Source organism: Streptomyces sp. Ru71 (assembly GCF_002920535.1).
Taxonomy (GTDB): domain Bacteria; phylum Actinomycetota; class Actinomycetes; order Streptomycetales; family Streptomycetaceae; genus Streptomyces.
Map to the genome: position 1 here is coordinate 1 of NZ_PQSS01000018.1, position 26,717 is coordinate 26,717.

Annotated in this window: 28 protein-coding genes; 16 read left to right on the forward strand and 12 right to left on the reverse strand. The window is 72.2% G+C overall.

Annotated elements, in window-relative coordinates:
* Positions 1-121: 121 nt before the first annotated feature.
* Together C3489_RS13705 and C3489_RS13710 are read right to left on the reverse strand one after the other, a co-directional pair.
* Positions 122-1,069 carry a DeoR/GlpR family DNA-binding transcription regulator gene (locus C3489_RS13705; protein ID WP_103782066.1) on the reverse strand — a complete coding sequence of 316 codons (948 nt, stop codon included), beginning with the start codon at positions 1,067-1,069 and terminating at the stop codon, positions 122-124.
* Positions 1,070-1,236: 167 nt separating this feature from the next.
* A complete protein-coding gene (locus tag C3489_RS13710; protein ID WP_103782067.1) occupies positions 1,237-2,685 on the reverse strand; it encodes an NAD(P)H-quinone dehydrogenase in 1,449 nt (482 codons plus the stop codon).
* Between the two features lie 84 nt (positions 2,686-2,769).
* Here C3489_RS13710 and C3489_RS13715 point away from each other — a divergent pair, with 84 nt between their 5' ends.
* The 3 genes from C3489_RS13715 to C3489_RS13725 all read left to right on the forward strand — a co-directional run bounded on the left by C3489_RS13715 (position 2,770) and on the right by C3489_RS13725 (position 6,225).
* Positions 2,770-3,207, forward strand: coding sequence for a gamma-glutamylcyclotransferase (locus C3489_RS13715; RefSeq protein WP_103782068.1), 438 nt, complete (start codon positions 2,770-2,772; stop codon positions 3,205-3,207).
* Positions 3,208-3,729: 522 nt separating this feature from the next.
* Complete coding sequence (locus C3489_RS13720) at positions 3,730-4,554, forward strand: purine-nucleoside phosphorylase (protein ID WP_103782069.1); 825 nt, start codon at positions 3,730-3,732, stop codon at positions 4,552-4,554.
* A gap of 39 nt (positions 4,555-4,593) precedes the next feature.
* A complete protein-coding gene (locus C3489_RS13725) occupies positions 4,594-6,225 on the forward strand; it encodes a phospho-sugar mutase (protein ID WP_103782158.1) in 1,632 nt (543 codons plus the stop codon).
* Between the two features lie 83 nt (positions 6,226-6,308).
* Here the strand turns inward: C3489_RS13725 and C3489_RS13730 are convergent, their stop codons facing one another.
* Complete coding sequence (locus C3489_RS13730; RefSeq protein WP_103782070.1) at positions 6,309-6,815, reverse strand: hypothetical protein; 507 nt, start codon at positions 6,813-6,815, stop codon at positions 6,309-6,311.
* A 145-nt stretch (positions 6,816-6,960) separates the two neighbouring features.
* Positions 6,961-7,626 (reverse strand): PH domain-containing protein, encoded by a 666-nt coding sequence (locus C3489_RS13735; RefSeq protein WP_103782071.1) that lies wholly within the window; start codon positions 7,624-7,626, stop codon positions 6,961-6,963.
* A gap of 123 nt (positions 7,627-7,749) precedes the next feature.
* Between C3489_RS13735 and deoC the strand changes: the two genes are divergently transcribed.
* Genes deoC through C3489_RS13750 form a run of 3 tightly spaced genes read left to right on the forward strand, consistent with a single transcriptional unit; the run spans position 7,750 to position 11,029 of the window.
* Positions 7,750-8,709, forward strand: a complete 960-nt coding sequence (gene deoC, locus C3489_RS13740; RefSeq protein WP_103782159.1) for a deoxyribose-phosphate aldolase — start codon at positions 7,750-7,752, stop codon at positions 8,707-8,709.
* 6 nt (positions 8,710-8,715) lie between these two features.
* On the forward strand, positions 8,716-10,146 hold the full coding sequence (locus C3489_RS13745) for an aldehyde dehydrogenase family protein (RefSeq protein WP_103782072.1): 1,431 nt from the start codon (positions 8,716-8,718) through the stop codon (positions 10,144-10,146).
* Positions 10,139-11,029 carry an aldehyde dehydrogenase gene (locus tag C3489_RS13750; protein ID WP_103782073.1) on the forward strand — a complete coding sequence of 297 codons (891 nt, stop codon included), beginning with the start codon at positions 10,139-10,141 and terminating at the stop codon, positions 11,027-11,029. The genes C3489_RS13745 and C3489_RS13750 overlap by 8 nt, the downstream gene beginning before the upstream one ends.
* Before the next feature lie 78 nt (positions 11,030-11,107).
* Here the strand turns inward: C3489_RS13750 and C3489_RS13755 are convergent, their stop codons facing one another.
* Positions 11,108-11,554: a hypothetical protein gene (locus C3489_RS13755; protein ID WP_103782074.1), complete on the reverse strand. Its 447-nt coding sequence runs from the start codon at positions 11,552-11,554 to the stop codon at positions 11,108-11,110.
* Positions 11,555-11,705: 151 nt separating this feature from the next.
* Here C3489_RS13755 and C3489_RS13760 point away from each other — a divergent pair, with 151 nt between their 5' ends.
* Entirely contained in the window at positions 11,706-12,359 is a 654-nt protein-coding gene (locus C3489_RS13760; RefSeq protein ID WP_258054688.1) for a uridine kinase, read from the forward strand.
* A 179-nt stretch (positions 12,360-12,538) separates the two neighbouring features.
* Here C3489_RS13760 and C3489_RS13765 read toward each other — a convergent pair whose 3' ends face one another.
* Positions 12,539-13,276 (reverse strand): SigE family RNA polymerase sigma factor, encoded by a 738-nt coding sequence (locus C3489_RS13765; RefSeq protein WP_103782076.1) that lies wholly within the window; start codon positions 13,274-13,276, stop codon positions 12,539-12,541.
* Between the two features lie 238 nt (positions 13,277-13,514).
* On the opposite strand from C3489_RS13765, the gene afsQ1 reads away from it, so the two are divergent.
* The 5 genes from afsQ1 to C3489_RS13795 all read left to right on the forward strand — a co-directional run bounded on the left by afsQ1 (position 13,515) and on the right by C3489_RS13795 (position 17,406).
* Positions 13,515-14,192, forward strand: a complete 678-nt coding sequence (afsQ1, locus tag C3489_RS13770; RefSeq protein ID WP_181139662.1) for a two-component system response regulator AfsQ1 — start codon at positions 13,515-13,517, stop codon at positions 14,190-14,192.
* Between the two features lie 88 nt (positions 14,193-14,280).
* Positions 14,281-15,855 (forward strand): HAMP domain-containing sensor histidine kinase, encoded by a 1,575-nt coding sequence (locus C3489_RS13780; RefSeq protein WP_103782077.1) that lies wholly within the window; start codon positions 14,281-14,283, stop codon positions 15,853-15,855.
* Positions 15,855-16,460: a hypothetical protein gene (locus C3489_RS13785; protein ID WP_103782078.1), complete on the forward strand. Its 606-nt coding sequence runs from the start codon at positions 15,855-15,857 to the stop codon at positions 16,458-16,460. The genes C3489_RS13780 and C3489_RS13785 overlap by 1 nt, the downstream gene beginning before the upstream one ends.
* A 104-nt stretch (positions 16,461-16,564) precedes the next feature.
* Positions 16,565-17,140, forward strand: coding sequence for a VanZ family protein (locus tag C3489_RS13790; RefSeq protein ID WP_103782079.1), 576 nt, complete (start codon positions 16,565-16,567; stop codon positions 17,138-17,140).
* 65 nt (positions 17,141-17,205) lie between these two features.
* The gene (locus C3489_RS13795; protein ID WP_103782080.1) at positions 17,206-17,406 is read left to right on the forward strand and encodes a PspC domain-containing protein; all 201 of its coding nucleotides are present in this window, start codon (positions 17,206-17,208) and stop codon (positions 17,404-17,406) included.
* Positions 17,407-17,474: 68 nt separating this feature from the next.
* On the opposite strand, the gene C3489_RS13800 is transcribed toward C3489_RS13795, so the two are convergent.
* On the reverse strand, positions 17,475-17,822 hold the full coding sequence (locus tag C3489_RS13800; RefSeq protein ID WP_103782081.1) for an ATP-binding protein: 348 nt from the start codon (positions 17,820-17,822) through the stop codon (positions 17,475-17,477).
* A 136-nt stretch (positions 17,823-17,958) separates the two neighbouring features.
* The gene (locus tag C3489_RS13805) at positions 17,959-19,122 is read right to left on the reverse strand and encodes an adenosine deaminase (RefSeq protein ID WP_103782082.1); all 1,164 of its coding nucleotides are present in this window, start codon (positions 19,120-19,122) and stop codon (positions 17,959-17,961) included.
* Positions 19,123-19,246: 124 nt separating this feature from the next.
* Between C3489_RS13805 and C3489_RS13810 the strand changes: the two genes are divergently transcribed.
* Positions 19,247-20,008, forward strand: a complete 762-nt coding sequence (locus C3489_RS13810) for an alpha/beta hydrolase (protein ID WP_103782083.1) — start codon at positions 19,247-19,249, stop codon at positions 20,006-20,008.
* A gap of 42 nt (positions 20,009-20,050) precedes the next feature.
* On the opposite strand, the gene C3489_RS13815 is transcribed toward C3489_RS13810, so the two are convergent.
* Entirely contained in the window at positions 20,051-21,001 is a 951-nt protein-coding gene (locus C3489_RS13815) for a LysR family transcriptional regulator (RefSeq protein WP_103782084.1), read from the reverse strand.
* 63 nt (positions 21,002-21,064) lie between these two features.
* Between C3489_RS13815 and C3489_RS13820 the strand changes: the two genes are divergently transcribed.
* Both C3489_RS13820 and C3489_RS13825 read left to right on the forward strand, forming a co-directional pair.
* Complete coding sequence (locus tag C3489_RS13820) at positions 21,065-22,354, forward strand: MFS transporter (protein WP_181139663.1); 1,290 nt, start codon at positions 21,065-21,067, stop codon at positions 22,352-22,354.
* Positions 22,355-22,484: 130 nt separating this feature from the next.
* Complete coding sequence (locus C3489_RS13825; protein ID WP_103782086.1) at positions 22,485-23,498, forward strand: sigma-70 family RNA polymerase sigma factor; 1,014 nt, start codon at positions 22,485-22,487, stop codon at positions 23,496-23,498.
* Here C3489_RS13825 and C3489_RS13830 read toward each other — a convergent pair.
* Positions 23,382-23,768: an STAS domain-containing protein gene (locus C3489_RS13830; RefSeq protein WP_146075318.1), complete on the reverse strand. Its 387-nt coding sequence runs from the start codon at positions 23,766-23,768 to the stop codon at positions 23,382-23,384. The two genes, C3489_RS13825 and C3489_RS13830, sit on opposite strands and share 117 nt — an antisense overlap.
* 65 nt (positions 23,769-23,833) lie before the next feature.
* Here C3489_RS13830 and C3489_RS13835 point away from each other — a divergent pair, with 65 nt between their 5' ends.
* The gene (locus C3489_RS13835) at positions 23,834-24,754 is read left to right on the forward strand and encodes an AEC family transporter (RefSeq protein ID WP_103782087.1); all 921 of its coding nucleotides are present in this window, start codon (positions 23,834-23,836) and stop codon (positions 24,752-24,754) included.
* A 3-nt stretch (positions 24,755-24,757) separates the two neighbouring features.
* Here the strand turns inward: C3489_RS13835 and C3489_RS13840 are convergent, their stop codons facing one another.
* Positions 24,758-25,342, reverse strand: a complete 585-nt coding sequence (locus tag C3489_RS13840; RefSeq protein ID WP_103782088.1) for a Uma2 family endonuclease — start codon at positions 25,340-25,342, stop codon at positions 24,758-24,760.
* A gap of 96 nt (positions 25,343-25,438) precedes the next feature.
* Positions 25,439-26,716 carry a thymidine phosphorylase gene (locus C3489_RS13845; protein WP_181139664.1) on the reverse strand — a complete coding sequence of 426 codons (1,278 nt, stop codon included), beginning with the start codon at positions 26,714-26,716 and terminating at the stop codon, positions 25,439-25,441.
* Between the last annotated feature and the right edge of the window lies 1 nt (position 26,717).

A 26,717-nucleotide genomic window follows, 5' to 3' on the forward strand; every position in this document is an offset into this window, starting at 1 on the left:
CCCGCACGCGACAGCCGAAGCGCCCGCCGGACCCACGTACGGGTCCGGCGGGCGCTTCGTCGTGTGCAGGCCGCCGTCGGTCCAGCGGTTGTTCGGGGAGTCCGCCCTCCGCGGGGCTGGGTCAGCGTCGCCGCATGTCCGCCACGCGGCTGCGTTCGGGCTGCGCGGGCTGGTCCGTCAGGACTCCGTTCGGGCGGATGCCGGGGAGCTGGCCGCGGCGGGGGTTCGGGAGGGGTACGTCCCGGCGCTGCTGACGCGCCGGGACGTGGTCACCCCCCTGGCTGCCCGTCGCCCCGGCCACGGCGATCTGCACCCCCTGGTCGGCGAGGGCCTGGAGTTCGGTGTGGGCGCGGTCGTCGTGGGCCGGGGGTTCGTCGGTGACCAGGCGGGTGATCACGTCCGTCGGGACCGTCTGGAACATCGTGTCGGTGCCGAGCTTGGTGTGGTCGGCGAGGACGACGACCTCGGCGGCGGCCTGGACGAGGGCCCGGTCGACGGACGCCGAGAGCATGTTGGACGTGGACAGCCCGCGTTCGGCGGTCAGGCCGCTGCCGGAGAGGAAGGCGCGGGAGACGCGCAGCCCCTGGAGGGACTGTTCGGCGCCGCTGCCGACCAGGGCGTAGTTGGAGCCCCTGAGCGTGCCGCCGGTCATGACGACCTCCACGCGGTTGGCGTGCGCCAGCGCCTGGGCGACCAGCAGGGAGTTGGTGACCACGGTCAGCCCGGGGATGCGGGCGAGGCGGCGGGCCAGTTCCTGGGTCGTGGTGCCGGCGCCGACCACGATGGCCTCGCCCTCTTCCACGAACGTGGCGGCGAGGTCGGCGATGGCCGTCTTCTCGGCGGTCGCGACATGGGACTTCTGCGGGAACCCGGACTCGCGGGTGAACCCGCCCGGCAGGACCGCACCGCCGTGGCGGCGGTCGAGGAGTCCTTCGGCCTCCAGTGCCCGCACGTCCCGCCGTACGGTCACTTCGGAGGTCTGGACTACGCGGGCGAGCTCACGGAGCGACACGGCCCCGTTGGCCCGCACCATTTCGAGGATCAGTTGGCGACGTTCTGCAGCGAACACGAAACTGACAGTAACGCGGCTGACCGTCTGGTTTCAGCAGTATGCGCCGAATAACGGAAGTTGTTCGCACGGGACGACGGGAAGTGGTATAGGGGCCCATTCCCCCCGCCTATGCCGCACGCATGCTCGACGACTCCCCGTGACCAGCGGGGAGTCGCCGGAATCCGTCAGCCCTCGCCCGAGGTCTTGCGCGTGTGCAGCTGCCGGGCGACCTCCGCGATCGAGCCCGACAGGGACGGGTACACGGTGAAGGCGTTCGCGATCTGTTCGACCGTCAGATTGTTGTCGACCGCGATCGAGATGGGGTGGATCAGTTCCGAGGCGCGCGGCGCCACGACCACACCGCCGACGACGATCCCCGTGCCGGGGCGGCAGAAGATCTTGACGAAGCCGTCGCGGATGCCCTGCATCTTCGCGCGCGGGTTGCGCAGCAGGGGGAGCTTGACGACGCGTGCGTCGATCTTGCCCGCGTCCACGTCCGCCTGGGTGTAGCCGACGGTCGCGATCTCCGGGTCGGTGAAGACGTTCGAGGAGACGGTCTTCAGGTTCAGCGGGGCCACCGCGTCGCCCAGGAAGTGGTACATGGCGATACGTCCCTGCATCGCCGCGACGGAGGCGAGGGCGAAGACGCCGGTGACGTCACCCGCGGCGTACACGCCGGGGGCGGTGGTGCGGGAGACCTTGTCGGTCCAGATGTGGCCGGAGTCGCGCAGCCTGACGCCGGCCTCCTCCAGGCCGAGGCCCGCGGAGTTCGGGATCGCGCCGACCGCCATCAGGCAGTGGGAGCCGGTGATCACCCGGCCGTCGGCGAGCGTGACCTCGACGCGGTCGCCGACCCGCTTGGCGGCCGCGGCGCGGGAGCGGGCCATGACGTTCATGCCGCGGCGGCGGAAGACGTCCTCCAGGACGGCGGCGGCGTCCGGGTCCTCGCCGGGCAGCACGCGGTCGCGGGAGGAGACCAGGGTGACGCGGGAGCCGAGCGCCTGGTACGCGCCGGCGAACTCGGCGCCGGTGACGCCGGAGCCGACCACGATGAGCTCCTCGGGCAGCTCGGTGAGGTCGTAGACCTGGGTCCAGTTCAGGATGCGCTCGCCGTCCGGCTGGGCGTCGGGCAGCTCCCGCGGGTGACCACCGGTGGCGATCAGTACGGCGTCGGCGGTGAGCGTCTCCTCGGTGCCGTCGGCGGCGGTGACGACGACCTTGCGGGAGCCGTCGAGGGCCTGCATGCCCTCCAGCCGGCCACGGCCGCGCATGACCCGGGCGCCGGCCCGCGTGACGGAGGCGGTGATGTCGTGCGACTGGGCGAGCGCCAGGCGCTTCACACGGCGGTTGACCTTGCCGAGGTCCACGCCGACCACCCGGGCCGCCTGCTCCAGCGGCGGGGTGTCGTCGGCGACGATGATGCCCAGCTCCTCGTAGGAGGAGTCGAAGGTGGTCATCACCTCGGCCGTGGCGATCAGGGTCTTCGACGGTACGCAGTCGGTGAGCACCGAGGCCCCACCGAGACCGTCGCAGTCGACGACAGTCACCTCCGCACCGAGCTGCGCGGCCACCAGGGCCGCTTCATATCCGCCGGGTCCGCCACCGATGATCACGATCCGAGTCACGTATTCCATTGTCCCGCACGCGCCAAGGTGCTACCGCCTCGGGGGCCGCCTGTTATCGGAGTGACGCATGAGTCGCTGCCGTACCCTTCGTCCATGTCGCTCTACGCCGCGTACGCCGGCCTTCTCGACGCGCGGCTGATGTCCCGCCGCGCCCCGCACTCGCCGCTGCGCGCCACGGGGTGGCTGAACGGCTGGCGGCTGACGTTCGGGGGCGAGCAGCTGGGCTGGGAGGGCGCGCTGGCGACGATCGTCGAGGATCCGCTGTCGCAGGTCTTCGTCGCGCTGTACGACATCGCGCCGATGGACGAGGCCGCGCTGGACCGGTGGGAGGGCGTCGGGCTGGACATCTACCGCCGTGTGCGGGTCCGGGTGCACACGCTGGACGGGGAGGAGCGGGCCTGGGCGTATGCGCTGAACGGGTACGAGGGTGGGTTGCCGTCGGCGCGTTATCTGGGGGACATCGCGGATGCGGCGGAGTCTGCGGGGGCTCCGCATGACTATGTGATGGAGTTGCGGAAGCGGCCCTGTTGAGGGGTGCGGGGTGCCTGCGGCGGCCTGTGCAGGTGCGTTGTGGCTGGTCGTCTTTGCCTGCGGCAGCCCGTGCAGGTGCGTTGTGGCTGCTCGTCTTTGCCTGCGGCAGCCCGTGCAGGTGCGTTGTGGCTGGTCGTCTTTGCCTGCGGCAGCCCGTGCAGGTGCGTTGTGGCTGGTCGCGCAGTTCCCCGCGCCCCTTATATGCCTGCGGCGGCCCGTTGCGGTTGCGTCGTGGCGTACGTAGCGCCTCCGGCCGGTTTGTGGGTCGGGGCCGGGGTGGGGGGTATCCGTCCTCGGTCCGGCCCACTGTCCCCGACACGGTGAGAGTCGGCGGTGCCGGCCGCTGCGGGCGGACACCCCCCACCCCGGCCCCTTCCCGCCGTCGGCGGCTGCGGGACGTCGCTGGTTGCCGCTCCCGAGGGCTGTGTCACACCCCCTCGTCGGAAACGACAACGCAACGATCCCCACGCCGTCGGCTCTGACATCTACGCGCGTAGGCGAAGCTCGGCTACCCTCGACCACGTGAACGCATCTCTTCTTCCGGACGACATCCAGGGCGACCCCTACGCCGCCGCCGACGCCGCCGCCGCGCGCCTGCGCGAACTGACCGGCGCCGAGACCCACGACGTCGCCCTCGTGATGGGCTCCGGCTGGGCTCCGGCGGTCGACGCTCTGGGCACCCCCGAGGCCGAGTTCCAGGTCACCGAGCTCCCCGGCTTCCCGCCCCCGGCGGTCGAGGGCCACGGCGGCAAGATCCGCTCGTACCGCATCGGCGCCAAGCGCGCCCTGGTCTTCCTCGGCCGGACGCACTACTACGAGGGCCGCGGCGTCGCCGCCGTCGCCCACGGGGTGCGCACCGCGGTGGCCGCCGGCGCCAAGACCGTCGTGCTCACCAACGGCTGCGGCGGTCTGCGCGAGGGCATGCGTCCCGGCCAGCCGGTGCTGATCAGCGACCACATCAACCTCACCGCCACCTCCCCCATCGTCGGCGCCAACTTCGTCGACCTGACCGACCTGTACTCGCCGCGTCTGCGCGCGCTGTGCAAGGAGGTCGACGCCACGCTGGAGGAGGGCGTCTACGCCCAGTTCCCCGGCCCGCACTACGAGACTCCGGCCGAGATCCGCATGGCCCGCGTCATCGGCGCGGACCTGGTCGGCATGTCGACCGTGCTGGAGGCCATCGCGGCCCGTGAGGCGGGCGCCGAGGTGCTCGGTATCTCCCTGGTCACCAACCTCGCCGCCGGTATGACGGGCGAGCCGCTGAACCACGAGGAGGTCCTGCAGGCCGGCCGTGACAGCGCCACCCGCATGGGCTCCCTGCTGGCGCAGGTGCTGGACCGCCTGTAAACCCCTTCAGCCACCGAGGACGAGAGGTTGACCACCACCGTGCACGACGAAGTCATCGCCCGGGCCCAGGCGTGGCTGGCCGAGGACCCCGACCCGGACACCCGTGAGGAACTCGCCCGGCTGATCGACGCCGAGGACGTCAAGGAGCTGGCCGCCCGCTTCTCCGGCACCCTGCAGTTCGGCACCGCCGGCCTGCGCGGCGAGCTGGGCGCCGGCCCGATGCGGATGAACCGGACGGTCGTCATCCGGGCCGCGGCGGGCCTCGCGTCGTATCTGAGGAAGAACGGCCAGGAGGGGGGCCTCGTCGTCATCGGCTACGACGCCCGCCACAAGTCGGCCGACTTCGCCCGCGACACGGCCGCCGTGATGGTGGGCGCCGGTCTGCGCGCGGCGGTGCTGCCGCGGCCGCTGCCCACCCCGGTCCTCGCCTTCGCCATACGGCACCTCGGCGCGGTCGCGGGTGTGGAGGTCACCGCCAGCCACAACCCGCCCCGGGACAACGGCTACAAGGTGTACCTCGGCGACGGCTCCCAGATCGTGCCGCCCGCGGACGCGGAGATCGCCGCGGAGATCGCCGCGATCGGCAGCCTGACGACGGTCGACCGTCCGACGGAGGGCTGGGAGGTGCTGGACGACGCGGTCCTGGAGGCCTACCTGGCCCGTACGGACGCCGTCCTGGACCCGAACTCGGCCCGCACCGCCCGTACCGTCTACACGGCGATGCACGGCGTCGGCCGCGACGTGCTGCTGGCCGCGTTCGCCCGGGCCGGCTTCCCCGAGCCGGCGCTGGTCGCCGAGCAGGCCGAGCCCGACCCCGAGTTCCCGACCGTGGCCTTCCCCAACCCGGAGGAGCCCGGCGCGATGGACCTGGCGTTCGCCAGGGCCCGCGAGGTGAACCCGGACCTGGTCATCGCCAACGACCCCGACGCCGACCGCTGCGCGGTGGCCGTACGGGACGGCGAGGACTGGCGGATGCTGCGCGGCGACGAGGTCGGCGCGCTGCTCGCCGCCCATCTGGTGCGCCGGGGCGCGCGCGGCACGTTCGCCGAGTCGATCGTCTCCTCGTCCTTGCTCGGCCGGATCGCCGAGAAGGCGGAGCTGCCGTACGAGGAGACCCTCACGGGCTTCAAGTGGATCGCCCGCGTGGACGGTCTGCGCTACGGCTACGAGGAGGCCCTCGGCTACTGCGTCGACCCCGAGGGCGTGCGCGACAAGGACGGCATCACGGCCGCGCTGCTGATCACCGAGCTGGCGTCGGAGCTGAAGGAGCAGGGCCGCACCCTGCTCGACCTGCTGGACGACCTGGCCCTGGAGCACGGCCTGCACGCCACGGACCAGCTGTCGGTGCGGGTGCAGGACCTCTCCCTGATCGCCGAGGCCATGCGCCGCCTGCGCGAGCAGCCGCCGACCGAGCTGGCGGGCCTGCCCGTGGTGAACGCGGAGGACCTCACCCAGGGCACGGAGAAGCTGCCGCCGACGGACGGCCTGCGCTACACCCTCCGGGGCGCGCGGGTGATCGTCCGCCCCAGCGGCACGGAACCCAAGCTGAAGTGCTACCTGGAGGTGGTCGTGCCGGTGTCGGCCCGTGACGACCTCCCGACGGCACGAGCGACGGCGGAGCGGCAGCTGGACGCCATCAAGCGGGACCTGTCGCAGGCCGCGGGCATCTGAGCCAGGAGATCCGCTACCGGGGCACCTCTTCGGGGGTGCCCCGGTTGCGCTTTCCGGCCGGTCACCCGGAGGAAGCGGCCCGGTCATCCGGAGGAAGCGGCCCGCTCCTCCTCCTCGACGAAACGGCCCTCGCCCACCATGAACCGCCAGACGAGGGCGTGGCCCAGGACGACCATGGCGATCAGCATCAGGGCCTCCGCCTGGATGGGGCGCAGCCCGACGTGGCCGGCGATTTCGGGGAACGCGCCGACGACCGCGATCAGGGCGTAGAGCAGAGCGGCACCGGCCTGGTGCGGGGCGACGAAGCCGTCACCGCGGGTGCGGGCCAGCAGCCGCAGGGTGCACGCGCAGCCGACCACGGCCAGGACGACGAAGGCAGACCGCCAGATCTGGGGCTGTTCGTCGCCGCCGACCTGGGCGAACAGGCCCATCAGGCCGGGCAGCAGGAAGGACAGGTAGACCCCGCCCACGACGCGGCGCTGGGCGGGATCGCACATCCAGTCGTCGTGCTTCTGGACGACGTTCCACCACAGGCCGACCAGGGTGAAGCAGGTCGTGGAGAAGAGGGCGTAGAAGGTGGCGATGTTCATGGACGCGAGCGTCGCAGCGCTCGCCGCTCCACCGTGCGCCCCACGCCCTGCACCCGCCGGAACGGACCAGCACGCGTCGTCCGGCTGGCTCGGCTGCCGGGTCGTCGCGTGCGCTTCACCCGACCGCCCGCGGCCGCACAGCCCGTCAGCCCAGTGCCGCCAGGACCGCCAGGAGTACCGCGCCCGCCAGGGCCGGGGCGATGATCTCGTAGGCCCAGCGGACCGTCACCTCACCCTGGGCCGATGCCGCCGCGTGGCGGTCGTCGCGCAGTCGGCGCAGGTCGTCCATGGCCTTGTCGGTCTGCGCGCGCGGGGGCTCGTCCGGCGTCGCGCCCCTGCCCGGCGTGCCGAGCAGGCTGCCCCTCTCCGCCTCCCCGGCCGCCGCGGCCCGGGCCCGCTGCCGTGCCGCCCGCTTGCGGGCCCGCAGTGAGACCGGCAGGGCCCACAGCTGGTACTTGGCGCCGGACGTCGTGAGCACCTCGTTGGAGTAGCCCGAGCGCAGGTCCGCCACCGCTCCCCACGGCAGGACGATCAGGCGCAGCGGGTTGCGCACCCGCAGCCGGTCGTCGTTCACGAAGATCGCCGGGCGCAGCGTGTACGCCACCACCAGCGGCACCACCAGCAGCAGACCGGCCAGCGCCAGCCACGGCGTGCGGCCGTGCCCGACGACGATCGCGTCGATGCCGAGCCAGCCGGCGAGGGCCAGCAGCAGCACGCCGGAGGCGATGCCGGCGGACGACCGGTGGATGCGGTCCTTCGCCTCGGGGACCTGCGGCTGCGGCGCGGGTGACTGGGGTTCCGGGGTGGTCATGGCCCCGATTGTGCCCGACGCCGGGGCGGACCCCGGCAGGCGGTGCCCGGGACCGTCGCGGCAGCCGGAAAGCGCCGTGGGCTATACATCCGCTACGCGCGTAGATATGCTCGTCTGGTGACCATGCCCACTACCGCACCCACAGCACACGCTCTCGCCGACGTCACCGCGTCCGACAGCACGCTGCGCCGCTTCCTGCACGGGCTGCCCGGCGTCGACGCGGTCGGCCTGGAGGCGCGCGCCGCGTCTCTCGGCACCCGTTCCATCAAGACCACCGCGAAGGCGTACGCCATCGACCTCGCCATCTCGATGGTCGACCTGACGACGCTGGAAGGCGCGGACACCCCGGGCAAGGTCCGGGCGCTCGGCGCCAAGGCGGTCCACCCCGACCCCACCGACCGGACGACTCCGGCCACCGCGGCCGTCTGCGTCTACCCCGACATGGTGGCCGCCGCCAAGGAGGCCGTCGCCGGTTCCGGCGTGAAGGTCGCCTCCGTGGCCACCGCCTTCCCGGCCGGCCGCGCCGCCCTGGAGGTGAAGCTCGCCGACGTGAAGGACGCCGTCGCCGCGGGCGCCGACGAGATCGACATGGTCATCGACCGTGGCGCGTTCCTCGCCGGCAAGTACCTCAAGGTGTACGACGAGATCGTCGCGGTGAAGGAGGCCTGCGGGACGAGCGCCCGGCTGAAGGTCATCTTCGAGACCGGGGAGCTGTCGACGTACGACAACATCCGCCGCGCCTCCTGGCTGGGCATGCTCGCCGGCGCCGACTTCATCAAGACCTCCACGGGCAAGGTCGCGGTGAACGCCACGCCCGCCAACACCCTGCTGATGCTGGAGGCCGTGCGCGACTTCCGGGCCCAGACCGGGGTACAGGTGGGAGTGAAGCCCGCCGGCGGCATCCGGACCAGCAAGGACGCGATCAAGTTCCTGGTCCTGGTCAACGAGACCGTCGGCGAGGACTGGCTGGACAACCACTGGTTCCGCTTCGGCGCCTCCTCGCTGCTGAACGACCTGCTGATGCAGCGTCAGAAGCTGGCCACCGGCCGCTACTCCGGCCCCGACTACGTGACGGTGGACTGATCGATCATGGTTTTTGAGTACGCACCGGCGCCCGAGTCCCGCTCGATCGTCGACATCGCCCCGTCCTACGGCCTGTTCATCGACGGCGAGTTCGTGGAGGCCGCCGACGGCAAGGTCTTCAAGACGGTCTCCCCGTCGACGGAAGAGGTCCTCTCCGAGGTCGCCCAGGCCGGCACCGAGGACGTCGACCGCGCCGTGAAGGCCGCCCGCAAGGCGTTCGAGAAGTGGTCGGCGCTGCCCGGCTCCGAGCGCGCCAAGTACCTGTTCCGCATCGCGCGGATCATCCAGGAGCGCAGCCGCGAGCTGGCCGTGCTGGAGACGCTGGACAACGGCAAGCCGATCAAGGAGACCCGCGACGCGGACCTCCCGCTGGTCGCGGCGCACTTCTTCTACTACGCGGGCTGGGCCGACAAGCTCGACCACGCGGGCTTCGGGCCGAACCCGCGCCCGCTGGGCGTCGCCGGCCAGGTCATCCCCTGGAACTTCCCGCTGCTGATGCTGGCGTGGAAGATCGCCCCGGCGCTGGCGACCGGCAACACGGTCGTCCTCAAGCCGGCCGAGACCACCCCGCTGTCGGCGCTGTTCTTCGCGGACATCTGCCGCCAGGCCGGCCTGCCCAAGGGAGTCGTCAACATCCTCCCGGGCTACGGCGACACCGGCGCCGCGCTCGTCGCGCACCCCGACGTGAACAAGGTCGCCTTCACCGGCTCCACGGCCGTCGGCAAGGAGATCGCGCGGACGGTCGCAGGCTCGCGCAAGAAGCTCACCCTCGAACTGGGCGGCAAGGGCGCCAACATCGTCTTCGACGACGCCCCCATCGACCAGGCCGTCGAGGGCATCGTCAACGGCATCTTCTTCAACCAGGGCCAGGTCTGCTGCGCGGGCTCCCGGCTGCTGGTCCAGGAGTCGGTCCAGGACGAGCTGCTGGACTCGCTCAAGCGCCGGCTCTCCACGCTGCGCCTCGGCGACCCGCTGGACAAGAACACCGACATCGGCGCGATCAACTCCGAGGAGCAGCTCTCCCGGATCACCACCCTCGTCGAGCAGGGCGAGGCGGAGGGCGCCGAGCGCTGGTCCCCGGCCTGCGAGATCCCCGAGAGCGGCTACTGGTTCGCGCCGACGCTGTTCACGAACGTCACCCAGGCGCACACCATCGCGCGCGACGAGATCTTCGGCCCGGTGCTGTCGGTCCTCACCTTCCGCACCCCGGACGAGGCCGTCGCCAAGGCGAACAACACCCCGTACGGGCTGTCCGCGGGCGTGTGGACGGAGAAGGGTTCGCGGATCCTCGCCGTCGCCAACAAGCTGCGCGCCGGTGTCGTCTGGTCCAACACGTTCAACAAGTTCGACCCGACCTCGCCGTTCGGCGGTTACAAGGAGTCGGGCTTCGGCCGCGAGGGCGGCCGCCACGGCCTGGAGGCGTACCTCGATGTCTGACGATCAGCGGCTTTCCGTCTTCAAGACCTACAAGCTGTACGTGGGCGGCAAGTTCCCGCGTTCCGAGAGCGGCCGGGTGTACGAGGTGACGGACTCGAAGGGCAAGTGGCTGGCCAACGCTCCCCAGTCCTCCCGCAAGGACGCCCGGGACGCGGTCGTGGCCGCGCGCAAGGCGTTCGGCGGCTGGTCCGGCGCGACCGCCTACAACCGCGGCCAGGTGCTGTACCGGGTGGCGGAGATGCTGGAGGGCCGCCGGGACCAGTTCGTGCGCGAGGTCGCGGACGCGGAGGGCCTGTCGAAGTCGAAGGCGGCCGCGGTCGTGGACGCCACGATCGACCGCTGGGTCTGGTACGCGGGCTGGACCGACAAGATCGCCCAGGTGATCGGCGGCGCCAACCCGGTCGCGGGCCCGTACTTCAACCTCTCCTCCCCCGAGCCGACCGGTGTGGTCGCCGTGGTGGCCCCGCAGGAGTCGTCGTTCCTCGGCCTGGTCTCGGTGCTCGCGCCCGTGCTCGCCACCGGCAACACGGCGGTCGTCGTCGCCTCCGAGAAGGCCCCGCTGCCCGCCCTGTCCCTGGCCGAGGTGCTGGCCACCTCCGACGTGCCCGGCGGTGTCGTCAACGTGCTGTCCGGCCGTACGGCGGAGATCGCCAAGCCGCTGGCCGCGCACCAGGACGTCAACGCGATCGACCTGGCCGGCGCGGACGAGGAGCTGGCCAAGGAGCTGGAGATCGCCGCGGCGGACAACCTCAAGCGCGTTCTTCGTCCACAGCCTGTGGATTACTTCGCGACCCCGGGCATCGACCGCATGACGGCGTTCCTGGAGACCAAGACGGTCTGGCACCCGACGGGTTCGCTGGGCGCCTCCGGCTCGTCCTACTGACCGCCACCCCCCACGCGAGAGCCGCGCCACCCCTCCGTCCGGGGGCGGCGCGGCTCTCGCACGTGTGCGCCGGGCGGGTCAGCCCAGCGGCCCGCCCTGCACCCCGCCGAGCAGGCCCGTCACCTGGCCCAGCACCGGGATGCTGCCGACCGACTGCGCCTGCGCGATCGGGGCGGTCAGCGCCTGGGTGGCCACCGGCTTGAAGTCGGCGACCTGGGTGCCGGCGCCGTTGTCCAGCGGGTCGACGCCGGTGCCGGCGAGCGGGTTGGGCTTGAGGCCGGCGACCGGTCCGGTGACATAGCCGACCGAGCCGGTCAGCGCCGTCAGACCGGCCTTCGGGTCGACCTTGCCGAGGGAGGAGGCGCGGTGCGGCACCTCCAGGAGCGGGGCGCCCGGGTCCGTCGCCGGGGTGAGGACGTCCGCTGAGGCCGTCGCCGCCCCGGCGGCCATCGCCGCGCCCACGGTCGCGAGGGCGACCAGGGCACGGCGGCCGGTCGAGGTGTGGGAGGAGTCGTGTCGCGCCATCGCCGGTGCCACCTTCTGCTGCGTGGATCTGCACTGTGCCCGCTACGAGACGTAACCGGGTCGACGCGAAGCGTAGTTGAGGTGTGATGCGCGCTCCAAAGCCGACCCGCGGGGTCGGCAGCGCGGCCACCATGCGTCAAACTGGTGTTCCGTGAGCCTTCATCCCCCCTCCCGCGCCCGTGTCGTGCTGCTGTGCGGCCCCTCGGGCTCGGGCAAGTCCCTCGTCGCCGCCCGTTCCGGGCTGCCGGTCCTGCGCCTGGACGACTTCTACAAGGAGGGCGACGACCCGACGCTGCCCCTGGTGGAGGGGAGCTCCGACATCGACTGGGACCATCCGCAGTCCTGGGACGCCGACGTCGCCCTCGCCGCGATCGCCGAACTGTGCGCCACCGGCTCGACCCGCATACCGGTGTACGACCTGTCGCTGAGCGCCCGCACCGGTGAGGAGACGCTGCACATCGGCCGGACGCCGCTGTTCATCGCGGAGGGCATCTTCGCCGCCGAGATCGTCGAGCGGTGCCGGGAGGCGGGGCTGCTGGCGGACGCGCTGTGCCTGAACCGGGGCGCGCTCACCACGTTCCGCCGGCGGTTCGTGCGGGATCTGAAGGAGGGCCGCAAGTCGGTGCCGTTCCTGCTGCGGCGCGGCTGGCGGCTGATGCGCGCCGAGCGGTCGATCGTCGCCCGTCAGACGGCGCTGGGCGCCCACCCGTGCGACCGTGACGAGGCCCTCGGCCGGCTCGCGGCAGCGGCGGCGGGACGGCAGGCGCGGGGCAGGTCGGCGGCGGCCTCGCCGTCGTCGTCGTAGCGGCGCACGGGAAAGCGGGACTGGACGGACCCCCCGGCCCTCCAGTCCCGCTCCTGTTTCCCCCGTGATCCCCCCGGGCCCTGCGACTCCCCACGTCCCCCGTGGAGTTCCCCCGGCCCCGGTCGGTCCCCCCGGACCGTGCCACCCCCGTGGCTCCCCCGTTGTTCCCCCGTGAACCTTCAGGCGACCAGTTCGCCGAAGGCGTCCTCCTGGTCACGGCCGAAGCTGAGGACCTCGTCCTCGCGCAGCCGGCGCAGCGAGCGCCAGATGCTGGACTTCACCGTGCCGACACTGATGTCGAGGATCTCCGCGATCTCCGGGTCCGTGCGGCCCTCGTAGTAGCGCAGGACCAGCATGGTGCGCTGGAGTTCCGGCAGCCGGGCGAGCGCCTGCCACAGGACGGCGCGCAGCTCGGTGCCGCGCATCGCGTCCGTGTCGCCGGGCGTCTCCGGCAGCTCCTCGGTCGGGTACTCGTTCAGCTTGCGGCGGCGCCACGCGCTGATGTGCAGGTTGGTCATGGTGCGGCGCAGGTAGCCGCCGACCGCGGCCTTGTCGGTGATCCGGTCCCACGCCCGGTAGGTCGAGAACAGCGCGCTCTGCAGCAGGTCCTCGGCCTCGAAGCGGTCACCGGTGAGGTGGTAGGCGGTGGCGTACAGGGAGGCGCGGCGCTCCTGGACGTAGGCGGTGAACTCCGCCTCCGTCAGGGACCTCCGCTCCCCCGGGTCCTCCCCGTACGCGCTTCCCCCGTGCGGTTCCCCCGTGAAACCGTCGACCACCGTCATGATCGCGGTGTGCTGTCGTCCGGTGCCGCGAGCGCACCCCCGCCCGCTCACAGCACCGGACTTCTCGGAACTCCGGTGCACGTCGTGCAGACGCGTGACCACTGCGCTGGTGCTGGTGCTGTGCAGCGTGTTCATCTCGCGCCCCCCGTCGTGGACTTTCCGGTGTTCGGTCTGACTCGGGCGGTGGTTGGCTGCCCGATGCCGAAAAGCTTGCCCCGGCACTTTCATCGCCGTGTCCGCCGACTGTCACAGACGTGTCACAGGGGTACGGCACGGTCATCGCCAAGATCGTGCACAGCTCCGGGTGTCACTCTCGCCGGTTCTGCACAACCCACAGGTGAACAAGGCGACCTCCATGGGCCAGAATGAGCCCGTGCCTTCCCTGTTGCTGATCGAGGACGACGACGCCATCCGCACGGCCCTGGAGCTCTCACTGACGCGCCAGGGACACCGCGTGGCGACCGCTGCCAGCGGTGAGGACGGTCTGAAGCTGCTGCGCGAGCAGCGGCCGGATCTGATCGTGCTGGACGTGATGCTGCCCGGCATCGACGGTTTCGAGGTGTGCCGGCGCATCCGGCGCACCGACCAGCTGCCGATCATCCTGCTGACCGCGCGCAGCGACGACATCGACGTCGTGGTCGGTCTGGAGTCCGGCGCGGACGACTACGTCGTCAAGCCGGTGCAGGGGCGGGTCCTGGACGCCCGGATCCGGGCCGTGCTGCGACGCGGCGAGCGGGAGTCGACGGACTCGGCGACCTTCGGCAGCCTGGTCATCGACCGCTCGGCGATGACCGTGACGAAGAACGGCGAGGATCTCCAGCTCACGCCGACCGAGCTGCGGCTGCTGCTGGAGCTGAGCCGGCGGCCGGGTCAGGCGCTGTCGCGGCAGCAGCTGCTGCGGCTGGTGTGGGAGCACGACTACCTCGGTGACTCCCGGCTGGTGGACGCGTGTGTCCAGCGGCTGCGCGCCAAGGTGGAGGACGTGCCCTCGTCCCCGACGCTGATCCGTACCGTGCGTGGTGTCGGCTACCGCCTGGATCCGCCGTCGTGAGCGACGCACGCGCGGCCGCCGGGCCGCAGACGGACGCGAAGGACGCACCTGTGCGCCGCGCGGGCGGAGAAGCGAACGGTAAGACTCGGTGAGAGATCAGCACGAAGAGTCCCGCGCCCCCGAGGCCGCGGATCGCAAGGGAGTTTTCTCGCGGCTGCGCTTCACCAGCCTGCGCCTGCGGCTGGTCGTGGTGTTCGGGCTGGTCGCGCTGACCGCCGCCGTGTCCGCGTCCGGGATCGCCTACTGGCTGAACCGGGAGGCGGTCCTCACCCGCGCCCAGGACGCGGTGCTGCGTGACTTCCAGCAGGAGATGCAGAACCGGGCGGGCGCGCTGCCGGCCCACCCCGGCCAGGACGAACTGCAGCACACCGCCGGGCAGATGGCCAACAGCAGCCAGCGCTTCAGCGTGCTGCTGGTGGCCACGGACGCCGGCGGCAAGACGGTGTACGGCAACTCCGGCGGCCTGAACGGCTTCTCGCTGGACGAGGTGCCCAAGTCGCTGCGGGCGGCGGTGGACCGCAAGCAGAAGCTGACGGCGGCCAACAAGTCGCCGTACCACCTGTACTGGCAGCGGGTCGTCGAGGACGGCAAGCCGTATCTGGTGGCCGGGACGAGGGTGATCGGCGGCGGGCCGACCGGGTACATGCTCAAGTCGCTGGAGCCGGAGGCGAAGGACCTCAACTCACTGGCCTGGTCGCTGGGGATCGCCACCGGTCTGGCGCTGATCGGCGCGGCGCTGCTCGCGCAGGCCGCCGCCACGACCGTGCTGAAGCCGGTGCACCGGCTCGGGGTGGCCGCGCGCCGGCTCGGCGAGGGGAAGCTGGACACCCGGCTGCGGGTGTCGGGCACGGACGAACTGGCCGACCTGTCCCGGACGTTCAACAACGCGGCTCAGGCGCTGGAGAAGCGGGTCGCGGACATGGCGGCCCGGGACGAGGCGTCGCGGCGGTTCGTCGCGGACATGAGCCATGAGCTGCGCACTCCGCTGACGGCCATCACCGCGGTGACCGAGGTGCTGGAGGAGGAGCTGGAGGCCGGCGGCATCGACCCGATGATCGACCCGGCGGTACGGCTGGTGGTCTCCGAGACGCGGCGGCTGAACGACCTCGTCGAGAACCTGATGGAGGTCACCCGCTTCGACGCCGGCACGGCGCGGCTGGTGCTGGACGACGTCGACGTCGCCGACCAGATCACCGCCTGCATCGACGCCCGCGCCTGGCTGGACGCCGTGGAGCTGGACGCCGAGCGCGGCATCCACGCCCGGCTCGACCCGCGCCGCCTGGACGTCATACTCGCCAACCTGATCGGCAACGCCCTCAAGCACGGCGGGTCGCCGGTGCGGGTGTCGGTGCGGGAGACGGACAGCGAGGTCGTCATCCAGGTGCGCGACCACGGGCCCGGCATCCCCGAGGAGGTCCTGCCGCACGTCTTCGACCGCTTCTACAAGGCCAGCGCCTCCCGGCCGCGCTCGGAGGGCAGCGGGCTCGGTCTGTCCATCGCGATGGAGAACGCCCATATCCACGGCGGCGAGATCTCCGCGGCCAACTCCGAGGAGGGCGGCGCGGTCTTCACGCTGCGGCTGCCGCGGGACGCGTCGGAGCTGGCCCGGCAGGAGGAGCAGGGCGCGCGGGACAAGCGCCTGGAGAAGGAGGGGGACGCCTGATGAGGACCGCTCGACGCCTGCTGGCGGTGCCCCTGCTCGCCGCGCTGGCGGCCGGCTGCGGGATCAGGGCGACCGAGGTGCCGACGGACTTCGGGGCGGCGCCCTCGCGGGTGCGCTGCTCGCTGTCCGAGCCGCAGCTGTCCACACAGGCCTCGCGCGGGGTGCCGGTGCAGGTGTTCCTGCTGTGCGGTTCGTCGCTGGTGGCCGTGGACCGGGTGGTGCGGGTGCCGGAGAGCGCGGCGGACGCCAAGCGGCGGGTCCTGGTGGCGCAGGGGCTGCTGGACCAGCTGGCCGAGACGCCGTCGGCGGCGGAGCGGGAGGCCGGCTACTCCACCGACGTGCGCGGCGGAATGACGGTGACCGGTCCCGGGCCGCGCGACCCGGAGGACACGCTGCGACTGAGCACGTCGCCGGGTGCCCTCACCTCCTACGCGCTGGCGCAGATCGTGTGCACCCTGTCCGACTCCGCGGCGGCCGAGGGCGACGGTTCGGTCATCCTGGGCGGCCCGGCGGGCGAACCGCTGCGCCGGTACGCGTGCACGGGAGCGGTCCGTTCGCGTCCCGGCTCCAAGGAACCGCCGTCGAGCGAGGTCACCGAGGGGTGAACGGCCTCGGCCGGGGCCGTGCCGGGCGGGTGTGTCCGACACCTCACCGGCCGGACGGCCAACGGTGCGGAACCGATCCTGCCGGGGGCCGCGTCTAGGGGGGCGTGCAGCGTCAAGGCTCCATCGGCGGCAGCGCCGTGTCTCGCGTCCGTGTGGCAGGAGGTGTCCTCCTCGTCGCCCACCTCGCGTTCGTCGCCTGGTTCACGCTGCGGCCGTTGGACCTCCCCTGGGTGATGCCGGCCAATCTGCATCCCTTCGCCGGCATCCGCTACGACCTCTCGCTGGGCCCCGCCGTGGCGGCGCGGCGGATCGGCACCGGGCTGGCGCTGCTGGCGCCGCTCGGCGTGCTGCTGCCGCTGGTGCACGGCCGGGCGGCGGTGTCCCCGCTGGGCTCGCTGCTGCGCACCACGGTCGCGGCGGCGCTGCTGTCCCTGGTCGTCGAGCTGCTGCAGACCGGGGTGCCGGGGCAGGTCACGGACGTGGACGCGCTGCTGCTGAACACCACCGGCGTGGCCCTCGCCCACCTGCTCTTCGTGCCCGCCGGGCGGGCCTGGCTGCGGCGCAGGGCGAGGCGCTCCTCCCCCGGGCCCCAGGAGGAGCCGGCTCAGGGTCGGACCCCGACGATTCCCAGGGTCGGGATCGCCCCGTGGAGCGACGTTGCGCCCCCTTCGTCCCCGTAGCGTGGATGTCAGATGAGGCAGCCGCTCGGGCGGCCTTACGACCACCGCTCGCGAAGGAGCCGACCATGACCGCCCTGACCCGCCCCACCCACGGCCGTATGATCGCCGGCGTGTGCGCCGGACTGGCACGGCGTTTCGGGACCTCCGCGACCACGATGCGGGTGATCTTCCTGCTGTCCTGCCTGCTGCCGGGCCCGCAGTTCCTGTTGTACATAGCGCTGTGGATCCTGCTGCCCTCCGAGGACAAGGCCCGCACCGCCTGGTGACACCCCGGACACGCCGACGGGGCGCACCCCAGCGCAGGGGTGCGCCCCGTCGGCATGCGGTGCGGGCGTCAGCCGAGCGGGATGCCGTTCAGCCCGCTGGAGCCCAGGCCCTGCACCGGCAGCCCGCCCAGCAGCCCGGTGACGGGCTTGGCGGGGCCGTCCGCGAGCACCTTGCCCACGGCCGGCTGCGCGGCGGCCAGGCCCGCACCGGCCGCGCCCTGGCCCTGGGTCAGCGCCTGGCCGGCACCCGGCAGGGCCGAGGCGACGTTCTCCGCCGGCAGCGTCTGGGTCAGACCGCCCAGCGCCTGGGAGGCGTCCGGGAGAGCGGGGGCGGCGTTCGCGGCACCGGCGCCCGCGGCGGCGAAGGCGGCACCGAGAGCGGCGACACCGAGGGTCTTGGCAGCAGACTGCTTCATGAAAATGCGTCCTCGAATGGATGACGGGGATTGAGCGGTCCACGACCGTAAACACGCGACGCCACCCGCCGCAAACAACGAAATGCGGACGGATTGTGAACGCCCGTCCGCATCTCACCGCCGGTAATGCCCCAGCTCAGCCGTCCGAGGACACAGAACCGCTGGTCGAGGCGGTCTGCTGAAACAGCCATTCGGATTTCAGCTCCGCATATCCGGGCTTGATCACGTCATTGATCATCGCCAGCCGTTCATCGAAAGGAATGAACGCTGATTTCATCGCATTGACGGAGAACCACTGGAGGTCGTCGAGCGTGTAACCGAATGCCTCGACCAGGTGCTCGAACTCCCGGCTCATGCTGGTGTGCGACATGAGCCGGTTGTCCGTGTTGACGGTCGCGCGGAAGTGCAGCCGCCGCAGCAGCCCGATGGGGTGCTCGGCGTACGACGAGGCCGCGCCGGTCTGGAGGTTGGAACTGGGGCACAGTTCCAGCGGGATGCGCTTGTCCCGCACATAGGAGGCGAGCCGCCCGAGCGTGACCGTGCCGTCCTGCGCCACCTGGATGTCGTCGATGATCCGCACCCCGTGCCCGAGCCGGTCGGCGCCGCACCACTGCAACGCCTGCCAGATGGACGGCAGTCCGAACGCCTCGCCGGCGTGGATGGTGAAGTGGTTGTTCTCCCGCTTCAGGTACTCGAAGGCGTCCAGGTGGCGGGTGGGCGGGTAACCGGCCTCGGCGCCCGCGATGTCGAAGCCGACGACACCCAGGTCGCGGTAGCGGTTGGCGAGTTCTGCGATCTCCAGGGCGCGCGCGGCGTGCCGCATCGCGGTGAGCAGGGCGCCGACCCGGATACGCCGGCCCCGCTCGTGGGCGAGCCGTTCGCCTTCCCGGAAGCCCTCGTTGACGGCCTCGACGACCTCCTCCAGCGTCAGTCCGCCCTCCAGGTGCTGCTCGGGGGCGTAGCGCACCTCGGCGTAGACGACGCCGTCCTCGGCGAGGTCCTCGGCGCACTCACGCGCGACCCGCACCAGGGCCTCGCGGGTCTGCATCACGCCGACGGTGTGCGAGAAGGTCTCCAGATAGCGTTCCAGCGAGCCGGAGTCGGCGGCCTCGCGGAACCACAGGCCGAGTTTGCCGGGGTCGGTCTCGGGGAGCTGTGAGTAGCCCGATGCGTGGGCGAGTTCGACGACGGTGGCCGGGCGCAGGCCGCCGTCGAGATGGTCGTGCAGCAGAACCTTGGGCGCCCGGCGGATCTGGTCCGGCGTCGGGGTCTTGCCCGCCTGGATGGTCTGGCTCGTCATTTCCGCACTCTAACTCCTACGCGCGTAGACGGCCATGGAACGGCGCGGTGTACACAGCCGCCGATATGTAACGGTGACCGCATGGAAGGGTGGCGTACACCGTCGCTTCTGAGACTGTTCTGCCATGGGACAGCAAGCGACGCCGGTTCGCGCGGCCCGGCTGGGGCGGGCACTTGGTCCGGTACCGACGGCGGTGAGCGGTGTGGTGCTGCTGCTGCCCGGCGGTGAGGAGGTCTCCTCCCGCAGACCCTCGCCGATGCTGGCGGCGGCCTCCGTACGGGCGTTGGGCCGGGCCCTGACGCGCACGGGCCGCACCGAGGGGCTCGCCGTGCACGTCGTGCACTACCGCTGCCGCGGCTGGAACGGCAGCGACGCCCAGCTGGCGCGGGACGCGTCCTGGGCCGCCGACGAGGCCGTACGGCTGTACGGGGACGTGCCCGTGTGCCTGGCCGGCGTCGGGATGGGCGGGCGGGCCGCGCTGCGGTCGGCCGGGCACGAGGCCGTCAACTCCGCGCTCGCGCTGGCGCCTTGGCTGCCCGAGGACGACGTGGCGGCGCCACCCGAACCGGTGAAGCAGCTCGCGGGGCGCCGGGTGCTGATCGTGCACGGCACCAACGACCAGCGCACCGACCCGGAGTTGTCCTTCCGGCTGGCGGCGCGGGCGAAGAAGTCCAACCGGGAGGTGTGCCGGTTCGAGGTGCACGGGGACAGGCACGCGCTGCGGGCCTACCGGGACGAGGTGCTGGCGCTGGCCTCGGACTTCGTGATGGGGGCCCTGTTCGGGTGGGCGTTCTCGCGGCCGCTTCGCGACGCGTTCGAGGCTCCGCCGCCCTTGGGGCTGCGGATGCCGTTGGCTTCCGGGTTCGGGGCGACGTTACGGCGGTAGCCGGGGGGGCTCGTCGTCCTCGGAGTGCGGGTCATTGGTGGTTCAGGGGAGAAGGCTGCCCCTTCTTGAGAGCAGGAACTTCTTGAAGGCGGCCACCGGGGGTGTGTCCGGGTGGCCGTTCAGCCAGGCGACGCCGATCTCCCGTACCGCCCTCGGAGCCGTGACCGTCAGTTCCGCGACCCCCGGGCGGGGCACGGCCGGCGGGGGCAGGAGGGCCACTCCCAGGCCCGCCGCGACCAGGCCCCTCAGCGTTTCCGCCTCCTCGCCCTCGAAGGCGATCCTGGGCTTGAAGCCGGCCTCGCGGCACAGGTCGTCGGTGATGCGGCGCAGGCCGTAGCCGGGCTCCAGGGTGACGAAGGCTTCGTCGGCGGCCTCGGCGAGGCGGATGCGGCGGCGGGCGGCCAGGCGGTGGTCGGCGGGGACGACCAGGCGCAGCTTCTGCTCGTCGAGGCGGCGGGCGACCAGGTCGGGGGCGTCGGGGACGGGTGAGGTCAGGCAGAGGTCGAGGTCCCCGGCGCGCAGGCGCTCCAGCATGGCCTCGCCGTAGTTCTGGACGAGGCTGAAGCGGACGCCGGGGTGGTCGGCGCGGAAGGCGTGGATGAGGCCGGGCACGGTCTCGGCGCCCATGGTGTGCAGGAACCCGAAGGCGACCTTGCCGGTGGCCGGGTCGGCGTCGGCGCGGACCTCGTCGGCGGCGCGGCGGATCTCGGCGAGGGCGCGTTCGGCGGAGGCGAGGAAGGTGCGGCCGGCGGGGGTGAGGGAGACCGTGCGGCCGTGGCGGGCGAACAGGTCGACGCCGAGGTCCGCCTCCAGCCGGGCCATGGCGCGGGAGAGGGTGGACTGCGGGACGTTCATCTCCTGGGCGGCGCGGGTGACGTGCTCGGTGCGGGCGACTCCGGTGAAGTACGCCAGGCGGGGCGCCAGCAACAGCGCCATGTCTTCTGTGTCACTGGACGGTGACAGTCGCGCTTGTGACCTCTGCTGATGCTGCATGGGAACGATTATGGCGTTTCCATGCATTGGACGGATGAGTGCGCGTCTCCCTACGGTCGTGGCATGACTCCCGCCAGTACCGGGGCGTCCACCACCGTGGGCGCCGCAGTTCGTGTCCCTGCCCCCTCCCCGGCTTCCGACTCCCGTATGACCCCGGGCGGCCCCGGCTACCGCCGGATGAGCCTCGCCCTCTTCCTCGCGGGTGTGGCGACCTTCGCGCTGCTGTACTCCACGCAGGCGCTGCTGCCGCTGATCTCCGACGACTTCGGGGTCGCGGCGAGCGAGGCGAGCTGGACGGTGGCGGCCGCGACGGGCGGACTGGCGCTGTTCGTGCTGCCGATGAGCGCCCTGTCGGAGCGCTACGGCCGCCGTACGGTGATGACGGCCTCGCTGGCGGTGGCGGTGACCCTGGGGCTGCTGGTGCCCTTCGCGCCGTCGATCGGGGTGCTGGTGGTGCTGCGTGCGCTGCAGGGCGCGGCGCTGGCCGGGCTGCCGGCCTCGGCGCAGGCGTACCTCGCGGAGGAGGTCACGCCGCGGGCGCTGGTCACGGCGATCGGGCTGTTCGTGGCGGGCAACAGCGTCGGCGGGATGAGCGGCCGGGTGATCACCGGCTGGGTCGCGCAGGCGTGGGGCTGGCGGGCCGCGGTGGGTGTGATCGGGGTGATCGCGGTGGTGTGCGCGGTGGCGTTCCGGCTGCTGCTGCCGGCGCCGAGGCACTTCACGCCCGGGTCGCTCAGGCCCCGGGTGCTGGCCGCCACGGTCCGCGACCACCTGGGCAACCCGCTGCTGCGGCGGCTGTACGCGATCGGCGCGCTGTTCATGACGGTCTTCGGCGGCGTGTACACGGTGATCGGCTACCGGCTGACCGGGGCGCCGTTCTCGCTGCCGCAGGGCATCGTCGGCTCGATCTTCCTGGTGTACCTGGTGGGCACGGTCTCGGCGTCGACGGCGGGCCGGCTGGTCGGGCGGCTGGGCCGGCGGGGCGCGCTGTACCTGGCGGGCGGCACGACGGCGGCGGGCCTGCTGCTGTCGCTGGCCGCGTCCCTGCCGCTGGTGCTGCTGGGCCTGGTCCTGATCACGGCGGGCTTCTTCGCGGGCCACGCGGTGGCGTCGTCGGCGGTCAGCAAGACGGCCACGCGGGGACGGGCGCAGGCCTCGGCGCTGTACCAGTCCGCCTACTACATCGGCTCCAGCGTGGGCAGCACGGTCGGCGCCATGGCGTTCCACTCCGGCGGCTGGGCCGGGACGGTGGGCGTGGGCCTGCTGGCGGTGCTCGGCGTCGTGACGATCACGCTGCTCGGGACCCGGGCCGCGCGGGTGGCGGCGCGGCGGGAGCCGGTGCCGGCGCACTGATCGCCCCACCCCGCCTGGCCTGCTTCTTTGCGGACTCCGGAGGCCGTTGTCAGTGGGCTGCGGTAGCTTCCGAAGTGTCCGGTCGCGACGATGCGGCGGGCAGGGACACGGCCACAGGGGTGGGTGGACGATGGGTGACGGCACGGCGACGGCGGATCTGGACGTCAGGCTGGAGAAGCACCGGGTCGAGCTGACGGGGTACTGCTACCGGATGCTCGGCTCGTCCTTCGAGGCGGAGGACGCGGTGCAGGACACGATGGTCCGCGCCTGGCGCAGCTACGACAAGTTCGAGGGGCGTTCCTCGCTGCGCTCGTGGCTGTACCGGATCGCGACGAACGTGTGCCTGGACATGCTGACCGCGGGCAACAAACGGGCGCGGCCGATGGATCTGACGGAGTCGACGCCGCTCGCGCGTGCGGCGCTCTCCCCGCGGCCCGAGAACACCTGGCTGGAGCCGATGCCGGACGCCCGGGTGCTGCCGACGGTCGAGGACCCGGCGGAGGCGGCGGTCGCCAAGGAGTCGGTGCGGCTGGCGTTCATGGCGGCCCTGCAGAAGCTGCCGCCGAAGCAGCGGGCCGTGCTGATCCTGCGCGAGGTGCTGGCCTGGAGGGCGAGCGAGGTCGCGGAGCTGCTGGAGACGTCGGTGGCGTCGGTGAACAGCGCGCTGCAGCGGGCCCGGGCGACGCTCGCGGAGCAGCCCGAGCCGGGTGCCGAGGCGGCGGTGTCCGACCCGCTGGACGAGGAGCAGCGCAAGCTCCTGGAGCGCTATGTGCAGGCCTTCGAGGGCTACGACATGGCCGCGCTGACGGCGTTGCTGCACGAGGACGCCATCATGACCATGCCGCCGTTCGACCTGTGGCTGACCGGCCCGGCGGACATCACCGGCTTCATGACCACGCTGGGCGCGTCCTGCGCGGGATCGCGGCTGGTGCCGGTCCAGGTCAACGGTCTGCCCGGGTTCGCGCACTACAAGCCGGACCCGGAGACGGGCGGGTTCAGCGCGTGGGCGGTGCAGGCGCTGGAGATCTCAGAGGGGCGGATCACCGGGTTCCACTGCTTCCTGGACGTGCAGCGCTGGTTCCCGCTGTTCGAGCTGCCCCTCCAGCTCGAAGCGGAGGCCGACCAGGTCCAGCAGGGCGGCTAGCGCCGGGTCGGGGTCGCGCAGCCGTATCCGCCCGCCGGCCCGGCGGGCGGTGAGCTGGAGCCGGGCGAGCAGGTCGACGGCGGCGAGGCCGGGCGGGCCCAGCCCGCCCACGTCGCAGACGACGACGCCGGTCCCGGTCCCCTCCAGCAGCGCCCGTACGTCGTCGCACAGCCCCGCCACCTCCTCCCGGGTGACGGGGCCGGCCAGCGCGAGTACGGGCGGTGTCATGGCGTCCACGTGCGGTAGACCGCGCGGACGCTGCGAACTCATCGCCGGGCAGGGCCCCCGGCACAGATCACATTGACCTGTACCGATCAAGGGCCGAGGGTTGGCCTGTGCAAGGGGTGCTGAGCGGGTTCGCGGTCATCGCGGTGGTCATCGGGGTCGGGTACGTGCTCGGGCGACTCGGCTCGCTCGGTGAACAGGGTCGTGACGTCCTGACGGCACTCGCGTTCCACGTGGCCACCCCGGCACTGCTGTTCACCACGCTGGCCCGGGCCGACCTGTCGGTGATCTTCTCCAGCCGGCTGCTGGTGACGGCGCTGAGCACGGCGGCCGTGATGGGCGTCTTCGTGGCGGTGGGCGTCCTGCGGCGGTGGGGCGTGGGCCGCGTCACGATCGGCGCCCTGTGCGCCGGGTACGTCAACTCCGGCAACCTCGGCATCCCGATCGCGGTGTACGTCCTCGGGGACGCGTCGCTGGTGGCCCCGGTGATGCTCTTCCAGCTGGTCCTGGTCACCCCGGCCGCCCTCGCGGTGCTGGACCTGTCGGGGCGGGGCGAGAAGGGCCCGCTGTGGCAGCGGCTGCTCACCCCGCTGCGCAACCCGGTCGCGGTGGGCTCGCTGGCCGGCGTCCTGGTCTCGGCGTCGGGCCTGACCGTGCCCGCGCCGGTCATGGACCCGATCAAGCTGATCGGCAACATGTCGGTGCCGGCGTCGCTGCTGGCCTTCGGCATCTCCCTGTACGGCAGCGCGGCGCCGGGGCGGGGGCGGGACCGGGTGCCGGTGCTGCTGTCGGTGTCCCTGAAGTCGGCGGGCCAGCCGCTGGTGGCGTGGGTGCTGGCGAGGGCCGTCTTCGGCCTGCACGGCGCGGCCCTGCTGGACGTGGTGGTGACCTCGGCCCTCCCGGCCGCCCAGAACCTCTTCACCTACGCGAGCCGCTACCGCGTGGCGGAGTCCCTGTCGCGCGAGTCGATCCTGCTGTCGACGGTGGCGTCGGTACCGGTGCTGGTGGGGGTGGCGGCGGTGCTGGGGTGAGGGTCAGTCGACGGGGAACTCGCCAGTGTCGATCGTCACGGTGAAAGGTGCGGGGAGCTTGATGGGATCCCCGAACTTCACCGCGCTGAGTACCCGGTAGACGTCACCCTTCGGCTCCCCGTACAGCGTCACGGTCGGGCCGCCGGGAGCCCAGCGGTCCACCAGGAGACAGAGCGGGATACCGGCCGTGGCATACGCGGCGGGCTTGCTGACGCGGTCGTGCCGGGCGTTGGACTTGGAGGTCACCTCGACGACGAGTTCGGCCAGGGCGGCGGGAATGTGGGTGTCGGTGTCGGCGCACTCCTGCACAGGCGCCACCAACAGGTCCGGGATGAGCATGCCCAGACGGGACGGCACGGCGATGGCCTGGGTTTGGAAGATCTCCCAGTCCTCGGGGATCACGGAGTAGAGCCGACGCTGAATGCGGGCCGCGATCACGTTGTGGCGGGAAGCGGGAGCAGGTGACACGGTGATGATCCCCTCGATGATCTCCACCTTGCTGCCCTCAGGCCATTCCATCTCCTCCCAGAACCGGACCAGTTCGTCCCAGCCCTGCTCGGGGTCGTGGCTGACGGTGAGTGCGCTCATGGCGGTCTCCTATCGGTGCGTCACCGATCCCAGCATGCCGAACGGGACCGGTGGCGGTCCACCGATCCCGTTCACCCGAAAGAAGAAACCCCCTGGTCAGGCGATACGTTCCAGCACCACCGGCGACGGCGTGAAGGCCGTGCCCGGGGCCGCGATGTCGTAGGAGCCCTGGACCGCCTGGAGGGCGTACTCGAAGCGCTCGGGGGTGTCCGTGTGGAGGGTCAGCAGGGGCTGGCCCTCGGTCACCGTGTCGCCCGGCTTGGCGTGCATCTCCACGCCCGCCCCGGCCTGCACCGGGTCCTCCTTGCGGGCGCGGCCCGCGCCCAGGCGCCAGGCGGCGACGCCGATGTCGTAGGCGTCGAGGCGGGTCAGGACGCCCGAGGACGGGGCCTTGATCACGTGCTGCTCGCGGGCCACCGGCAGCTCCGCGTCCGGGTCGCCGCCCTGGGCCGCGATCATGCGGCGCCAGACGTCCATCGCGGAGCCGTCGGCGAGGGCCTTGGCCGGGTCGGTGCCGTGGACGCCGGCCGCCTCCAGCATCTCGCGGGCCAGGGCGATCGTCAGCTCCACGACGTCCGCCGGGCCGCCGCCCGCCAGGACCTCCAGGGACTCGCGGACCTCCAGGGCGTTGCCCGCGGTCAGGCCGAGCGGGGTGGACATGTCGGTGAGGAGGGCGACCGTCTTCACCCCGTGGTCGGTGCCGAGGCCGACCATCGTGGTGGCCAGCTCGCGGGCGTCCTCGATCGTCTTCATGAAGGCGCCGGAGCCGACCTTGACGTCCAGGACCAGGCTGCCCGTGCCCTCGGCGATCTTCTTCGACATGATCGAGGAGGCGATCAGCGGGATCGCCTCGACCGTGCCGGTCACGTCCCGCAGCGCGTACAGCTTCTTGTCGGCGGGCGCCAGGCCGTCGCCGGCCGCGCAGATCACCGCGCCGACCTCGTCCAGGACGCGCAGCATCTCCTCGTTGGACAGCAGCGCCCGCCAGCCGGGGATCGACTCCAGCTTGTCCAGGGTGCCGCCGGTGTGGCCGAGGCCGCGGCCGGACAGCTGCGGCACGGCGGCGCCGCACGCGGCGACCAGCGGGGCGAGCGGGAGGGTGATCTTGTCGCCGACGCCGCCCGTGGAGTGCTTGTCGGCGGTCGGGCGGGTGAGGGAGGAGAAGTCCATGCGCTCGCCGGAGGCGATCATCGCGGCCGTCCAGCGGGCGATCTCCCGGCGGTCCATGCCGTTGAGCAGGATGGCCATCGCGAGCGCGGACATCTGCTCGTCGGCGACCTCGCCGCGCGTGTAGGCGTCGATGACCCAGTCGATCTGCTCGTCGCTGAGCTCACCGCGGTCGCGCTTGGTGCGGATGACGGAGATGGCGTCCATG

What these genes read in the sequence shown, in the direction of transcription:
- C3489_RS13845 (WP_181139664.1), bottom strand. Translation starts at nt 26,716, where the DNA reads ATGGACGCCATCTCCGTCATCCGCACCAAGCGCGACCGCGGTGAGCTC.
- C3489_RS13820 (WP_181139663.1), top strand. Translation starts at nt 21,065, where the DNA reads ATGACTCCCGCCAGTACCGGGGCGTCCACCACCGTGGGCGCCGCAGTT.
- C3489_RS13710 (WP_103782067.1), bottom strand. Translation starts at nt 2,685, where the DNA reads ATGGAATACGTGACTCGGATCGTGATCATCGGTGGCGGACCCGGCGGA.
- C3489_RS13735 (WP_103782071.1), bottom strand. Translation starts at nt 7,626, where the DNA reads ATGACCACCCCGGAACCCCAGTCACCCGCGCCGCAGCCGCAGGTCCCC.
- C3489_RS13810 (WP_103782083.1), top strand. Translation starts at nt 19,247, where the DNA reads ATGGGACAGCAAGCGACGCCGGTTCGCGCGGCCCGGCTGGGGCGGGCA.
- C3489_RS13830 (WP_146075318.1), bottom strand. Translation starts at nt 23,768, where the DNA reads ATGAGTTCGCAGCGTCCGCGCGGTCTACCGCACGTGGACGCCATGACA.
- C3489_RS13755 (WP_103782074.1), bottom strand. Translation starts at nt 11,554, where the DNA reads ATGGCGCGACACGACTCCTCCCACACCTCGACCGGCCGCCGTGCCCTG.
- C3489_RS13815 (WP_103782084.1), bottom strand. Translation starts at nt 21,001, where the DNA reads ATGCAGCATCAGCAGAGGTCACAAGCGCGACTGTCACCGTCCAGTGAC.
- C3489_RS13785 (WP_103782078.1), top strand. Translation starts at nt 15,855, where the DNA reads ATGAGGACCGCTCGACGCCTGCTGGCGGTGCCCCTGCTCGCCGCGCTG.
- C3489_RS13745 (WP_103782072.1), top strand. Translation starts at nt 8,716, where the DNA reads ATGGTTTTTGAGTACGCACCGGCGCCCGAGTCCCGCTCGATCGTCGAC.
- C3489_RS13715 (WP_103782068.1), top strand. Translation starts at nt 2,770, where the DNA reads ATGTCGCTCTACGCCGCGTACGCCGGCCTTCTCGACGCGCGGCTGATG.
- C3489_RS13840 (WP_103782088.1), bottom strand. Translation starts at nt 25,342, where the DNA reads ATGAGCGCACTCACCGTCAGCCACGACCCCGAGCAGGGCTGGGACGAA.
- deoC (WP_103782159.1), top strand. Translation starts at nt 7,750, where the DNA reads ATGCCCACTACCGCACCCACAGCACACGCTCTCGCCGACGTCACCGCG.
- C3489_RS13805 (WP_103782082.1), bottom strand. Translation starts at nt 19,122, where the DNA reads ATGACGAGCCAGACCATCCAGGCGGGCAAGACCCCGACGCCGGACCAG.
- C3489_RS13750 (WP_103782073.1), top strand. Translation starts at nt 10,139, where the DNA reads ATGTCTGACGATCAGCGGCTTTCCGTCTTCAAGACCTACAAGCTGTAC.
- C3489_RS13800 (WP_103782081.1), bottom strand. Translation starts at nt 17,822, where the DNA reads ATGAAGCAGTCTGCTGCCAAGACCCTCGGTGTCGCCGCTCTCGGTGCC.
- C3489_RS13730 (WP_103782070.1), bottom strand. Translation starts at nt 6,815, where the DNA reads ATGAACATCGCCACCTTCTACGCCCTCTTCTCCACGACCTGCTTCACC.
- C3489_RS13825 (WP_103782086.1), top strand. Translation starts at nt 22,485, where the DNA reads ATGGGTGACGGCACGGCGACGGCGGATCTGGACGTCAGGCTGGAGAAG.
- C3489_RS13795 (WP_103782080.1), top strand. Translation starts at nt 17,206, where the DNA reads ATGACCGCCCTGACCCGCCCCACCCACGGCCGTATGATCGCCGGCGTG.
- C3489_RS13765 (WP_103782076.1), bottom strand. Translation starts at nt 13,276, where the DNA reads ATGAACACGCTGCACAGCACCAGCACCAGCGCAGTGGTCACGCGTCTG.